This window comes from Pararhizobium sp. LjRoot255 (assembly GCF_964252905.1).
GTDB lineage: Bacteria > Pseudomonadota > Alphaproteobacteria > Rhizobiales > Rhizobiaceae > Pararhizobium.
Window position 1 is genome coordinate 58879 of sequence record NZ_CAXUPQ020000003.1, and the last position, 13242, is coordinate 72120.

At 56.2% G+C, this 13242-nt stretch carries 13 protein-coding genes; 9 read left to right on the top strand and 4 right to left on the bottom strand.

The features are described from left to right. The first annotated feature begins 32 nt into the window (after positions 1–32). The 8 genes from ACSQ2W_RS25995 (at position 33) to ACSQ2W_RS26030 (ending at position 8643) form a co-directional block, all read left to right on the top strand. Positions 33–359: an NIPSNAP family protein gene (locus ACSQ2W_RS25995; protein WP_436089058.1), complete on the top strand. Its 327-nt coding sequence runs from the start codon at positions 33–35 to the stop codon at positions 357–359. A 10-nt stretch (positions 360–369) separates the two neighbouring features. Beyond that, positions 370–825, top strand: coding sequence for a type II 3-dehydroquinate dehydratase (gene aroQ / locus ACSQ2W_RS26000; protein ID WP_436089059.1), 456 nt, complete (start codon positions 370–372; stop codon positions 823–825). 769 nt (positions 826–1594) lie between these two features. Next, the gene (locus ACSQ2W_RS26005; protein WP_436089060.1) at positions 1595–2794 is read left to right on the top strand and encodes an ABC transporter substrate-binding protein; all 1200 of its coding nucleotides are present in this window, start codon (positions 1595–1597) and stop codon (positions 2792–2794) included. Between the two features lie 77 nt (positions 2795–2871). Beyond that, positions 2872–3636: an ABC transporter ATP-binding protein gene (locus ACSQ2W_RS26010; RefSeq protein ID WP_436089061.1), complete on the top strand. Its 765-nt coding sequence runs from the start codon at positions 2872–2874 to the stop codon at positions 3634–3636. Between the two features lie 8 nt (positions 3637–3644). After that, the gene (locus ACSQ2W_RS26015) at positions 3645–4559 is read left to right on the top strand and encodes a branched-chain amino acid ABC transporter permease (protein ID WP_436084266.1); all 915 of its coding nucleotides are present in this window, start codon (positions 3645–3647) and stop codon (positions 4557–4559) included. Next, positions 4556–5662, top strand: coding sequence for a branched-chain amino acid ABC transporter permease (locus tag ACSQ2W_RS26020; protein ID WP_436089062.1), 1107 nt, complete (start codon positions 4556–4558; stop codon positions 5660–5662). Before ACSQ2W_RS26015 ends, ACSQ2W_RS26020 begins: the two co-directional genes overlap by 4 nt. 150 nt (positions 5663–5812) lie before the next feature. Continuing rightward, on the top strand, positions 5813–7072 hold the full coding sequence (locus ACSQ2W_RS26025; RefSeq protein ID WP_436089063.1) for a pyridoxal phosphate-dependent decarboxylase family protein: 1260 nt from the start codon (positions 5813–5815) through the stop codon (positions 7070–7072). Positions 7073–7191: 119 nt separating this feature from the next. Continuing rightward, the gene (locus ACSQ2W_RS26030; protein ID WP_436089064.1) at positions 7192–8643 is read left to right on the top strand and encodes an FAD-binding oxidoreductase; all 1452 of its coding nucleotides are present in this window, start codon (positions 7192–7194) and stop codon (positions 8641–8643) included. Positions 8644–8700: 57 nt separating this feature from the next. Here the strand turns inward: ACSQ2W_RS26030 and ACSQ2W_RS26035 are convergent, their stop codons facing one another. The 3 genes from ACSQ2W_RS26035 to ACSQ2W_RS26045 form a co-directional block, all read right to left on the bottom strand. Then, positions 8701–9498 (bottom strand): IclR family transcriptional regulator, encoded by a 798-nt coding sequence (locus ACSQ2W_RS26035; RefSeq protein WP_436089065.1) that lies wholly within the window; start codon positions 9496–9498, stop codon positions 8701–8703. 167 nt (positions 9499–9665) lie between these two features. Beyond that, positions 9666–10121, bottom strand: coding sequence for a PaaI family thioesterase (locus ACSQ2W_RS26040; protein ID WP_436089066.1), 456 nt, complete (start codon positions 10119–10121; stop codon positions 9666–9668). Positions 10122–10132: 11 nt separating this feature from the next. After that, entirely contained in the window at positions 10133–11296 is a 1164-nt protein-coding gene (locus ACSQ2W_RS26045) for an aminotransferase class III-fold pyridoxal phosphate-dependent enzyme (RefSeq protein WP_436089136.1), read from the bottom strand. Between ACSQ2W_RS26045 and ACSQ2W_RS26050 the strand changes: the two genes are divergently transcribed. After that, positions 11228–11398: a hypothetical protein gene (locus tag ACSQ2W_RS26050; protein ID WP_436089144.1), complete on the top strand. Its 171-nt coding sequence runs from the start codon at positions 11228–11230 to the stop codon at positions 11396–11398. The genes ACSQ2W_RS26045 and ACSQ2W_RS26050 overlap by 69 nt on opposite strands. Positions 11399–11527: 129 nt before the next feature. Here the strand turns inward: ACSQ2W_RS26050 and ACSQ2W_RS26055 are convergent, their stop codons facing one another. Further along, on the bottom strand, positions 11528–13231 hold the full coding sequence (locus tag ACSQ2W_RS26055; RefSeq protein ID WP_436089067.1) for a hydantoinase B/oxoprolinase family protein: 1704 nt from the start codon (positions 13229–13231) through the stop codon (positions 11528–11530). Positions 13232–13242: the final 11 nt, after the last annotated feature.

Sequence of the window (13242 nt, forward strand, 5' to 3'; positions counted from 1 at the left end):
AATCCCAACCTTGAATAGAATGGAGCAATACGATGATCCACGAACTCCGAGTTTATCACGCTGCGCCGAAGAAACTGGGGCAAGTCGTTCAACGGTTCGAGAAGCACACGATCGAGATTTTCAAAAGGCTGGGGATCAAACCAGTTGGCTTTTGGACAGTCGCGATTGGTGAAGCCAACGACCAGTTAATTTATATGATCGAATGGGAGAACTTGGCCGAGCGCGACCAGAAATGGACAGCGTTCCTAAAGGACGAAGAATGGCAAAAGGTCTGGGCGGAGACTGACAAGGACGGGCCTCTCGTAAGATATGCGTCCAATCAGATTCTTCAGCCTGTTTTGGCGCAGCTGATCTCGTGAGGTGCGTGCGATGGTATCGTCGATTGTCGTCTTGAATGGTCCTTCCTTGAATCTGCTTGGTAGCCGCGAGCCTGAGGTGTACGGATCGACAACGCTGCAGGAGATTGAGGTGATGTGCCGTGAGCGTGCGGCAGGACATGGTTTACAACTGAATTTCTTTCGACAAACCAATCATGAGGGTTTTCTAATTGACTGGATTCATGAGGCCAGAAGCATAGGAGCCGCAGTAGTAATCAACCCTGGATCATGGGCGACGACATCGGTTGCGATTGCAGACGCGCTGAAATTATCGGAGCAGCCTGTGATCGAGGTTCATATTTCAAACATTCATAGTAGGGAACCGTTCCGGCATGCTTCCCACGTTTCCAGAGTGGCGAAGGGTGTCATTGCGGGCCTCGGCTTCCGAAGCTACCTGTACGCAATTGACGCTGTTGCCGATATCCACGCGATCACTCGTGCTCCTTAATTGGATGCTTGTATAAATTGCCGACCTGACCTCACTCGGTTAGGTCGGCTCGTTTCGAATTTTGAATCTCGAATTAGCAAACTGTCGGCAAAAAAAGGCCGGTTTCCGCTGAGAACTGAGCCGGCGTTGGATTGGATGCCTCCGGCTGCGCCACGGGAGCCTTACAACCTAAGGACAGTTCGCAGATAACCGCTACGTGTTTCTTGGGGTTATGGTGTAGTTCCACTTGGATGGAAGGCGTTGCCTTTGATATGGAGGCCTGCCATCTGGGTATCGGAGACCCTTGACGCCCTTGTCGTCGGTGCGGGTTATGACTGCCTGACCCGCGGCGAACTGGCGCAAACCTGCTGGTTTGTGCGCATGTTATAGAGTTGGAGCGCCCAATCGCGCCCAGCAAAGCGTTCCGAAGAGTGGTGCGGCCAAGGTGAACCGAGACAGCGCGCCAAGCGCTATGTCGATCACAAAGACCGATATCGACCATCGTTTGAGGCCTTGTGCAGCAAGGCTGTGGAGGTGCGGCTTCGGTCGTCTGCATTCGGCTTTCCCCGGCCGGCAAACGCGCGCAAAGCGCACATACACCGCTGTAATCGTTAACATCAATTTTGCGCGCCCGCCTTTCTCAGTTCGCGACAGCGTTGTTGCACCAGGCAACCGCCGCAGACTCATTGCTCCGATCCCCGCATCAGAACATTTGACAAGTCACAGAAGCTGTGGTGTCATGCTGAAGAACGGGACGTAGTTCCGTTTTTTGAGAAAAAAGGGGAAGTCCATGAGTTCCAAATCGAAATTTCTGGGAGTGGGACTGCTGCTGAGCGCCGCGTTAGCCACCGCAGATGCGACTGCACAATCCGAGGAGCCGATTAAGGTTGGTTTCGCGATCGCGCAGTCGGGGTGGATGGCAAATTATGACGTCGGGCCTTTCAAGGCCGCAGTTCTGAAGATTGAAGAAATCAACGCGGCTGGCGGCCTACTCGGCCGCCAAATCGAGTATCGCGTCATCGACACGAAAACAGATCAAACGCTTGCGGGTACAGCGGGTGCGAACCTGCTCGACTGGGGCGCTGAAATGCTGATCGTACCGACAGACTACGATTATGGCGCTCCGGCGGCTCTGGCGGCCCAGAACGCTGGCATTGTTGCCATCTCTCCCGGCGCAGGTGACGCAAAAATGGGCGTCCAAGGAGTGGGCCCTCTTGTATTTACCGCGCATACGGCCGCGCAGACGCAAGGTATCGTCATGGCCGAGTATGCCTACAACGTTATGGGCCTCCGGAACGCTTATGCGCTCGAAGATGTATCCATCGAATATAGCAAGTCGGGATGCGCCGGGTACCGAGCAGGTTGGGATCATTTGGGCGGCACGCTGGCTGGCTCGGATACATTCAGAAATGACGACCCGTCACTTGCATCCCAGATCACGCGTCTGAAGGGCCTTGCTACCCCACCGGATGTCATTTTCCTGTGCTCGTATACGCCTGGAGGTGCTTCTGCGGTCCGCCAAATCCGGGCTGCCGGCATTGATACGCCGGTCGTCTCGCTGACCGGTATGACCGATAACTATTGGCTCGGCGCAGTGCCCGATCTGAAGGACTTTTACATCCCCGCGATCATGTCCCTTTACGGTGATGATCCGCGCGAAGAGATCAACAAGTTCCTCGCCGCCTACAAAAAACGCTGGAGTGAAGACCCAACATCATCGTTCGCGGTCCTAGGCTACAGTTCAATTGAACAATGGGCGCGCGCGGTTGAGAAGGCCGGAACAACCGAGTCTGAGGCGGTGGTTGGGGTAATGAACCAGTTCAAGGATGAGCCCTTCACGGCGGGCCTCACGTCCTACACCGATCAGCTTCATATCCAGATCAATCGCCCTCAACTTGTTATGAAGGTTGAAAATGGCTCTTTCCGAGCACTGGAGATGTACAGAAACAAGTTCCAGCCGGACATGAAACTTCTGTTCCGCGCGGGCTAATAGTCAACCGGCTATCGCCACTTCTGCCCGCTCTGCGCGAGCGGGCAGAAGCTGGTATGATGTCATAAAGTCGAGGCATGTTCGTTATGGTTGAAGGCAGGAAAAAGGTCTTAGAGGCCAAAAACATACATGTAAGTTTCGGCGGTATCAAAGCCCTGCGCGGTGTCGATCTCACATTGCGAGAGGGAAACATTCTTGGTCTGATTGGCCCCAACGGAGCCGGAAAAACCACGATGGTGAATGTCCTGAGTGGTTTCCAACGACCCGTCCCAGGGATCGTTTGTCTCGATGGCAAGAACGTTTCGACGCTCTCCGCCAGAAAAATGGCACAGGCAGGAATTGCCCGCAGCTTTCAGGCGGCGCGGCTCTTTAGAGAACTGACTGTTGCACAAAACTTGACGGTGGCCGGTCTGGGCATAGGCTTGTCGAACAAGATTGCCGCTGAACAGGCTCACGATATCTTGGACTGGATCGGGTATCGCAGAGGACATGACCTCTTGTGTGGCTCGTTGCCTTACAGCGATGAACGCCGCATCAGCATCGCGCGTGCTCTTGCCCTGCAGCCCTCCTTCGCCCTGCTCGACGAACCTGCATCCGGCATGAACGACCAGGAATGCGAGCAGCTGATGGAAACTATTGTGGGCATTCCGAAACGGTTTGGATGCGGAGTGATGCTCATCGAGCACAATATGCAAGTCATCATGGGCGTATGCCAGCGAATTCACGTTCTAGACGGCGGGAGAAGTCTGGCAGAAGGCACCCCGGACGAGGTTAAAAGAGACCCAAATGTGCGGCGCGCATATCTTGGAGACAAGGCTTCCCGCGCCAACGCTTTGATATAGGTTCTTCGATGTTGAATTTCATCCAGGTACTCATAGATGCGATTGCCTTAGGTAGTCTCTATGCTCTCGTCGCCCTTGCCATCGGGTTGGTCTTTGGCGTGATGCGGCTTATTAACTTTGCTCAGGCCGACTACGTGACAATTGGAGCGTATTCCCTCGTCGTGCCGACGGCTTCGATCACACCGACGCTGATGTTTGGCGCCTTGCCAGCTGCGATGATGGTCGGCTGCGTCGTGCTGACGGTCACGGTCCTCGCGCTTCTTACCGAACGCCTCGCGTTTCGACCACTTCGCAACTCCAACCCGACCACACTCCTCATCTCATCCTTTGCCGTAAGCTACTTTCTCCAAAGCCTTCTGACGCTGTTGCACGGCGGACGTCCGAAGGCAGTCAGCATCGGCGGCTCGCTGACGCAGGCGGTCGAGTTTTTTGGAATTCGAATTCCGGGAGTGCAACTTCTGACGATGGTTGTGGCGGTGACACTTCTCATAGCGTTGGTGCTATTCCTAAAGAAGACATCGTTGGGAGTGCAACTGCGCGCTGCCGCTGAAGACTTTCAGATGGCACGGCTACTTGGTGTTCCGGCCAATCGTGTCATAGCAATCGCTTTCGCCATCAGCGGCCTCCTTGGAGGGACGATCTCCCTGCTGTTCGTCATCCAGACCGGGACGCTTGATATCAAGCTGGGCATGATGCCTGTCGTATATGCCTTCTTCGCAACTGTTATCGGAGGCATGGGTTCCTTGCCCGGTGCGGTTCTTGGTGGTTTCGTCGTCGGTATAGTCAGCGTTCTCCTGCAATCTTATCTGCCCGAAGACATGCGAGCTTTTCGCGATGCCGGGGTTTTCGCGCTGGTTATCCTGATTTTGCTCGTTCGACCCCAGGGTCTGATCGTGACGAGCGCTGCGAAGGAGAGAGTATGATGCGTCTGGTCCGTAATCTGTTTCCCGTTGTCGGGTTGATCGTGCCGCTCGCGATTATCGTATTTCTCATCTCGCATTTCACCTCGCCGAGCGTGCAACGCGTTGCAACGGAGGCTCTGATCCGCCTGGTTTTTGCGGTGGGACTATACATTTTCGTGGGAAATTCCGGGATTGTCTCCTTTGGTCATATGGCCTTCGCTGCAATCGCGGCTTATGCCACCGCATGGCAGACTTGTTGCCAGATGCTAAAGCCAATAACGATGTCGGGCCTACCAGCAATCTTGCGCGACAATACTTTTCCGCTGCTGCCGGCAGCATTCACATCAATCGTGCTTGCCGGCTCTGTCGCTTTTGTCTCGGGCTTGATCCTGATGCGGCTTTCGGGCCTTGGTGCATCCATTTCCACGCTTGCCCTGATGTTTATTCTGAATGTCGTCTACTCAAACTGGGATAGCGTCACGATGGGAACGTCAACCATCGTTGGTCTACCCGTTTATGTCACGATTTGGGTCGCCTTGGGATGTGCCACTTGTGCGATTGCTATCGCCTATCTTTATCAGACGTCACGGTGGGGGCTCATGCTTAGGGCTACGCGTGAGGACGAGGTGGCGGCCGCCGCTTCGGGCGTATCACTCTATTGGTCACGACTGTTCGCCTTTACCCTGTCCGGCTTCGTGGTCGGGCTCAGCGGTGTGCTTTTCGCTCACTTCACGGGAACAGTCTCTATCGGGACCTTTTTCTTGAACCAGACTTTCTTGATCGTTGCGATGCTGGTTATCGGCGGCATGCAGAGTTTGGCGGGCGCGGTTTTGGGTGTCGCCGTCATCAGTGTCGTCATCGATGTCTTTCGTCGGGCGGAAGCAGGCTTCGAGATTGGTCAACTGCAATTGGCCCTACCGCCCGGCTCCCAGGAACTCATTCTTGCGGTCATCATGTTGCTAATCCTGATGTTCCGAAAAGGTGGGATTATGGGTGGGCGTGAACTCAGCTTGCGATGGCTGGCGCGGCCCAATGACGTTCAAGGACGTGTGTCCGTCAATTCTGGGGAAACCCAGGAGAATGTGACTGAACCGGTCGATCGCCCCAGCTCTGCGAGGGCCTAGACGTTCGAATTAACGAGAGCTGCCAAGCTCCAACCCGTCTTGCTCTAATTCCGGGTGCGAGGCCCACGGTCAACTTTGCCAAGATTCCGCTGATCGGAAAATTGAAATCAACCATCCGGACTCAAGTGAACGGATCAGGAGGGACGTGAGATGAAGCAAATTCCAGAAACAGGTGTTTCGAAAGAGGTCATTCTGAAGGAGCTCCGCCAGATGAAGTCGCTTGACTTTGACTGGAAGGCGGGACGGGTTCCCTCTTATACTTATTTTGTCGATGACGAGACCCTCGACATACAGCGCGAAGCCTATGGTGAATATATCGCCGAAAACGGACTGGGCGCGGGAAGGGCGTTCAAGAGCCTCGAACGTATGACTGACGACATCAAATCAATGGCATTGTCGCTCTTCAATGCCCCGACCGGTGCCGGAGCGTCCTTCACGTCGGGGGGGACGGAAAGCGTCCTCATGGCGGTCAAGACCGCACGCGACCTCACGCGCTACACGCGTGGTGAACCCGACGGACGATATAATATCGTCGCTTGCGAGACTGCTCACCCGTGCCTCGACAAGGCGGGCCAGCTCCTTGGAGTTGACGTAAAACGTACGCCGCACACGGCAAACTTTCGTGCGGACCCCGCGCTGATGCGTGCATCGGTCGACGAAGGCACTATAATGCTTTTCGCATCCGCGCCCAATTATCCATTCGGCACCTTTGATCCGATCGGCAACATTGGCGCCTTGGCTGAGGAGCTGAAGTTGCGTTTACATGTCGACGGTTGCTGGGGCGGGTTTCTTTCCCCCTTTGCCGAACGATTGGGATATCCAATACCAAACTGGGATTTTCGCGTTCCTGGCGTTTCAAGCTTGTCGGCCGACATTCACAAGTTCGGATACGCCGCAAAGGGCGCCAGCCTCGTTCTTTATCGCAACGCTGAAGATCAAGAGCACGAGCGTTTTTCCTTCAGCGGATGGCCACGTGGTACGTACTCTACGCCCACTTTCCTCGGAACAAAGGCCGGCGGCGCCGTCGCGTCCGCGTGGTCTGTGATGCAGTTCCTTGGCATGGACGGCTACTTGCGTGCAGCGAAACTTACTATGGACGCTACCATGCAATTGATTGAAGGGCTGAATGCAATTCCTGACATTTATTGCCTCACACCCAACGGCGAGAGTAACCTCATTTCGTTCGCTACCAGCGATCCCAAGCTTGACATCTATGCTGTCGCCGACCGTTTGGAAGAACGCGGTTGGCTAAGAGGGCGGATGCGCGACCCCAAAGCCATTCAGCAAGGGGTTAACCCGGCCCACCTGCCAGTGGTCAATGAATATCTTGCAGCGGTTCGTGAGGCGATCAATTTTGTGCGGCGAAGCGCCGCGGATTCACCCGTGGCCTATGATGAACATAGTTATTGAGCCGCCGGTGAAGCTCTCGCTCGGGCTTGAGAAGCTTGCGCCGGTGTTAAGGGTGGCGGAATGCAGTTCGGGCACAAATTGGGATCTGGCAGGGGCGGGACGTTTTGCGAACCCCCCGCTTGCCTCAGGTTATTGGTGACACTTTGCAAAAAAGCGGTTTCCTTAGAGAACTGAAATCGGCGATCAGCGGTTCTGCCGTCAAGACCGATCGGGAGGCGATGTCCTCCTATCTTGTGGACTGGCGGGGTCGTCACGAGGGCACCGCGCTCTGCGTTGTCGAACCATCGACGGTGGATGAAGTAGCCGTTGTGGTGCGAACTGCCCTTTCTCATGGGGTGAAAGTGGTGCCACAGGGCGGCAATACCGGATTGGTCGGGGGAGGGGTTCCGCTTGCTGGCGACGCCGTTGGGCAGCAAATCGTGCTGTCCTTGCGGCGGCTCAATCGGATCCGAAGCATAAACGTGCTCGACAATGTAATTGTGGCTGATGCGGGGGTTGTCCTGCAGAATGCGCAGACCGCTGCGAGGGACGTTGGCCGTCTTCTGCCAGTCAGCCTTGCAGCGGAAGGAAGCGCGCAAATCGGGGGTATAGTCTCAACCAACGCCGGCGGGACGGGCGTCCTTCGCTACGGCACGACCCGGGAACTGGTGTTAGGGCTCGAGGTCGTGTTAGCGGACGGATCGATTTGGAACGGCCTTCAACCCCTTCGGAAAAACAACTCAGGTTACGACCTCAAGCAACTGTTCATCGGCTCGGAAGGCACGCTCGGTATTGTTACGGCAGCTGCTCTCAAACTCTTCCCCTTGCCCCAATCGCGGGTCACGGCATTCGTTGGTCTGCCGTCTCCCGATGCCGCGGTTAACCTCCTGAGGGATCTTCAGTCGGAGATAGGTGATTGCGTTACAGCGTTTGAGCTGATGCAACGCGAGTGTCTCGAGCTGGTCTTAGGGGCGCTTGATGGTGCGCGAGATCCTTTACAGCACTCACATCCCTGGTACGCACTTGTTGAAGCCTCAACTGCTTTAAGGTCAGATACCCTTGCCGACACAATTGAGAAAAACCTGGCAATTGCTTTTGAAGCAGGGATAGTCGCTGATGCTGTACTGGCGCACAGTGAGCAGCAACGCGCTACCTTGTGGCGCTTACGCGAGGAGATCTCTGAAGCAGAGCGCAGGCATGGTACAAGTGCGAAACACGACATCTCGGTCCCGGTTTCACGTATTGCCGAATTCCTTCATCACGCGCCCGCTGCGGTCAAAAATAGCGTTCCTGATGCAATCCCCTTCGCCTTTGGCCATGTAGGAGACGGCAACATCCACTTCAATGTCTTTGCCTCAGCGGAAGATACCAAGACCATCAACCTGGTGATCTACGACCTCGTGACGGCGCTTGGGGGCTCCATTAGCGCTGAACATGGTATCGGCTTGTCCAAGGTCGACCTTTTGAAGCGTTACAAGGACACCAGATCCATGCTCCTAATGCAAAGCGTGCGCAAAGCATTGGACCCCGATGCCATTCTCAATCCGGGCAAGGTCTTCGACCTTGCGAAAACGACCGATCTGGGCCTCTAACCTACAGGTTTCAACCCTGCCTGGGGAAGCCTTGCATTAAAACGCAGACTTTGCGTCTTACGCTGCCTTTCCCTTGCTGCGGCCGCGCAATGAAAGTATCGGTGTCAGCGATTGCGCGGTCTCGCGGAGCATAGCAACAAGTGACTGGAGATCTTCGGAGATCGCACGGGTTACCGGCCCCGTAATGCCGACTGAGTAAATAACGCCGTCGGTTGGTACATGAATCGGGACGGCAAGGGCCGACATTCCTTCGTGGATGGACTCCACACAGACTGCGTATCCGTCCCTGCGCGCACTTGCGATCTCGCTTCTGACGACGGCCGCATCCGTCACCGTATTTGGCGTGAAGGCCTGCAAGGGGCGCGCCAAAGCTGTCTCCACAAGCGATTCCTCTTGGTGAGCAAGGATGATCTTGGCGCTGGCCGCAGCGTGGGGCGGCAGCTCCTGCCCGGGGACGACGTAGCTTTTCCAGCGTGGATCGCCCGCTGCCGAGGCAACAACGAACACGCGGTGGCCAGCCAACCGAGCGACATAGATAGAGGCATTTGGGAATTTTGCAGTTGCTTGGATGAGAGTGGGCGAGACAGCGGCTTCGATCCAGTCGGCGTGGCCGGCAGCATAAACCAGTCTGGTGAGACGATTGCCAAGCGAAAGTGTCCGGTCTTTGTTATCCCCGCCTTCGACAAGGCCGGAACGACTGAGCACCCTCAAAAGGCGATGCGTAGTCGATTTCGGTAGCTGCAAAGCGTGGGCAACATCCGCTGTCGTCAGTTCTCCAGGAAATGCTGCGATGAGTTCAAGAAAGGAAATGTATCGCTCCAGGGGGCCCGCCGTCGATTCAGAATCATCGGCCATCAACTTTGTCTCCTTACGAATTTGTGTCGGCGAGAATATACCCTGATTAACTCATCAAGCGCCGCGACCAAACAGAAATATGAGACATAGTCCCAAAAAGCTGGCCAAATAGCAACTTGCGTGTGCCAACCGGCACAGTGCCGGGCGAATACTGGCCCACATCCGGTTCAGTACAAAAACAAGGTTGCCTCGGGGGGCGGGGCTGGGCTGCATTTCCAAGTCGAGGTCGCGATTGCCGCCAACGCCCCCGAAGCGTCTTCCAGTCGAGACTCAAGGAATGCCAGGTTTTTTCCTCGCTTTAGAAATCCTCCAACGCACACCGCAGGGCCTGTTTTCACAGGCCGCATATATTGGACCTTCATCTCAATCGTAGCACCACCGCGCCCATAGGCGTGGTGGATGAGATGCCCCATCGAAATGTCCATAATTGTGGCGAGCACACCGCCGTGAAGGGATCCTTGCGGATTGAAGAGAAAATCCTGGACAGGAAATTGGATGATGCACTTTTCGTCCCGATAAGAAATGTCGAGGGCCAGCAATCGCGCCAGGAAAAAGGTTCCGAAATCGGGTTTGTGGCTTTGGATCGCGAGATCGAAAGCCTGCCGGGCCAAAGCTTCGTCCACGGGGTTTCTCCTTATATCGCCATTGTGCGTCGGGTTGTCGAATTCTGTTCCGCCAGTCGTGAAATCATATCTCCATACTCGGAAACGAACGAGGCGAACACCACTTTTGCCTTATCGCGATGGGCTTGCGTCATTGGCAGAGATTGATAGAAATCGCCCCGCCCGGCAATGGCGATACCATTCAGCAGCCCGTGCATATGGAACAGAAGACCGACCTGACGACTTAGCGGCGTCACATCCGCAGCGTGCAGTAGAGGCGTTCCGCCCAAATGCAGCGTAAAGAGCGATCCAAGGCCCTCGAAGGATAAGGGGACAGAGCGTGCATCCGTCAACGCCTGCAAATCGAGACGTAGCTTTTCGCTCTCATCATGGAACGCGTCTGCGCGCTGCGGAGTGAAAACGTTCGTCAGGCCCGCCAGCCCAGCGGCCATGGTGCAGACATTGTTGTTGAAGGTTCCCGCATGACGCAGCGATCCCGGCTTGTAGGGGTTATAGTGCTCCATGATGTCGGCGCGTCCGCCGAAAGCGCCGCCCGGCAGGCCGCCACCCAGATATTTGCCCAGCGTCGTCATATCCGGCGTGATGCCGAAACGCCCCTGCATTCCGGAAGCGCCGCAGCGGGATGTCTTCACCTCGTCAAATATCAGCAGGCTACCGGCGGATTGCGTCTCGCGCCGCAAAGTGGCGAAAAACTCGTCTCTGCCGGGAAGATTGCCAGCCGCGCCCAGGATCGGCTCGACGATGACGGCGGCGAGATCCGTCTGGTTTTCCCGGATCAGTCTGGTGGACTCGTCGCAATCGTTATAAGTGGCAAGGATGAAGTCGAACGGCAGGTTTAACGGATTGCCGCCGGCTGGAAACACCATTGTGCCGCCGTGATAGGCGCCTTCGAAAACCATAACCTTCCGCCGCTTTGTGACGTATTGCGCGGTCAGCAGCGCGAAGATGTTCGCCTCGGTTCCCGAGTTGCAAAAGCGCAGCAGCTCCATGCTGGGAAAGCGTAGTTTCAGGGCTTGCGCGAACCGCGCCTCGTATTGGTTCGGCCCGGCAAGCACCGTGCCGCCATCCAGCGCATCGATTATCGCTTGCCGGATGACGGGATCGGAATGACCGTACAATCCGGCGGAGAACTCGCCGATGAAATCGACATAGGTGTGGCCGTCGAGATCGGTGATCTGCGCGCCCTCGCCAAAAATGATCGTCAACGGAAATGGTTCGTAGAAGAGCACAGAGCGCGTACTGCCGCCTGGCAGCGCTTGCCTAGCGTCGAGCGCTGATCGCTCGCTCAACGGGTTTCTTGCTGAAAATTCACGCCTGAGTTCGCCTGTCGCGTGATCCAGCTCGTTGTCTATAGTGCGATTCAAGTGCATTGATGTGTTGTCCATTTAGATTGATACGCTGCGTTTTCAGCCGCGCGCCGGAAGCCCGCTTGTTGTTTGGAGGTATCCCCTCTTTTCATCGTTTGCGATGCTGTCGCGATCTCTAGCAAGGGGGTCGCCGTAACCGCCACCGCCGGGCGTCTTGACGTCGATCCAGTCTCCCGGTCGCAGGATATAGCCCTCACCCTTGGAAAGATGTTCAGGGATCTCGGTCTGGCCGCCATGGAAGACCACGATCTCGTTAGGCGCTCCAGGCTTTCCGCCAAGCGTGCCCGGTGGCCCCTGTCGGCCGTGGTCCATCATGAAGGAAGCCGTAGCAGTACCTCTGAGCAGCTTCATCCGGTAGGCGACGCCGAGCCCGCCGCGGAATTGTCCGGCACCGCCCGACCCTTCACGAAGCGAATAGTGCTCGAAGAGAACCGGATAACGCAGTTCCAGAATTTCCACCGGCTGTGACTTGGAAATTCCAATCGTGGCGCAGCCGTTGCTGATGCCGTCGCCATCGTACCAGCCCCCATAGCCGCCGCCGGAGAAGTAGTACATCACGTAGTTCTCGCCCGTTTCGGGATCGATGCCGCCCAGGCACAGATTGCCGCTGGTTCCCGCCGCCGGGGCGAAGATTTTGTCGGGGATCGCTGGCGCCAGCGCTAGCAGGATCGCCTCGATAATGCGTTGCGATACCTCCGCCGCCGAGCCCGCCGTGGGGCTCGGATACTCGGCATAAAGGAAGGTGCCACGCGGCTCCTCCACATGAATGGGGCGGAAACAACCGGCATTCATCGGCACGTCCGGGAAAATATGCTTTAGCGCGATATAAACGGCGCTAAGCGTCGTCGCCCAAACGGTGTTCAAGGGGCCGGCGCATGGCACGCTCGATCCGTGAAAATTCACGTGAATATCAGAGCCGTTGACCTCGAGATTGACGCGGATGGTCAGCGCCTCGTTGACGATGCCGTCGCTGTCGACATAGGCATTCGCAGTCCAGACGCCGTCGGGAATGGTCTCGATATGCGATCGCATGAGACACTCAGAGCGTACTTCCAGCTCCGTGATGGCGCGGTCGACGAGATCCTCGCCATAGCGGTCGATGAGGGCGGTCAGGCGTTTGGCGCCTGCGTCAAGCGCAGCGATCTGCGCCTTGACGTCGCCAATGGTATCGTTGGGCACGCGGATATTGTTGAGGATGAGCTGTAGCACATCGTCCTCGATCTTGCCCGCCTTGACGAGCTTGATCGGTGGAATGCGCAATCCCTCCTGATGAATCTCCGTCGATCGCGTGGTGAACCCGCCCGGGACCACTCCGCCCGTGTCGCGCCAATGGCCGACATTGGACAGGTAGGACCAAAGCCGGTCTTTGTAATAGAAGGGGCGGATCATCCGCACGTCCATGAGATGCGAGCCGCCGAGATAGGGATCGTTCATGATGACGATGTCGCCATCGACCAGATCTTTTCTCATCCGGATCACCGTATTGGTGGTGACAGCCAGCTGTCCCAGGAAGATTGGCAGGCCCAATTCGCCCTGGGAAATCATCCGCCCATCCTCGCGATGATAAATGCCATTCGCACGGTCGTATGCTTCCGAGATGATGGGCGAAAACGAGGTTTTCTCGTGAACGAGATCCATTTCGGTGCAAACCTGCTGGAGCCCCTTTTCAATAACGGTCAGCGTGACAGGGTCAATCTCTGCCAGCTTGGAATTTGAATCGTCGCGCTGTATTGCTTTGGACATTCCAGTATTCC

Excerpts from the sequence above, each read along its gene's own strand:
- ACSQ2W_RS26015 (WP_436084266.1), top strand. The coding sequence starts at position 3,645 with ATGTTGAATTTCATCCAGGTACTCATAGATGCGATTGCCTTAGGTAGT.
- ACSQ2W_RS26020 (WP_436089062.1), top strand. The coding sequence starts at position 4,556 with ATGATGCGTCTGGTCCGTAATCTGTTTCCCGTTGTCGGGTTGATCGTG.
- ACSQ2W_RS26005 (WP_436089060.1), top strand. The coding sequence starts at position 1,595 with ATGAGTTCCAAATCGAAATTTCTGGGAGTGGGACTGCTGCTGAGCGCC.
- aroQ (WP_436089059.1), top strand. The coding sequence starts at position 370 with ATGGTATCGTCGATTGTCGTCTTGAATGGTCCTTCCTTGAATCTGCTT.
- ACSQ2W_RS26025 (WP_436089063.1), top strand. The coding sequence starts at position 5,813 with ATGAAGCAAATTCCAGAAACAGGTGTTTCGAAAGAGGTCATTCTGAAG.
- ACSQ2W_RS25995 (WP_436089058.1), top strand. The coding sequence starts at position 33 with ATGATCCACGAACTCCGAGTTTATCACGCTGCGCCGAAGAAACTGGGG.
- ACSQ2W_RS26010 (WP_436089061.1), top strand. The coding sequence starts at position 2,872 with ATGTTCGTTATGGTTGAAGGCAGGAAAAAGGTCTTAGAGGCCAAAAAC.
- ACSQ2W_RS26035 (WP_436089065.1), bottom strand. The coding sequence starts at position 9,498 with ATGGCCGATGATTCTGAATCGACGGCGGGCCCCCTGGAGCGATACATT.
- ACSQ2W_RS26055 (WP_436089067.1), bottom strand. The coding sequence starts at position 13,231 with ATGTCCAAAGCAATACAGCGCGACGATTCAAATTCCAAGCTGGCAGAG.
- ACSQ2W_RS26050 (WP_436089144.1), top strand. The coding sequence starts at position 11,228 with ATGACCGTACAATCCGGCGGAGAACTCGCCGATGAAATCGACATAGGT.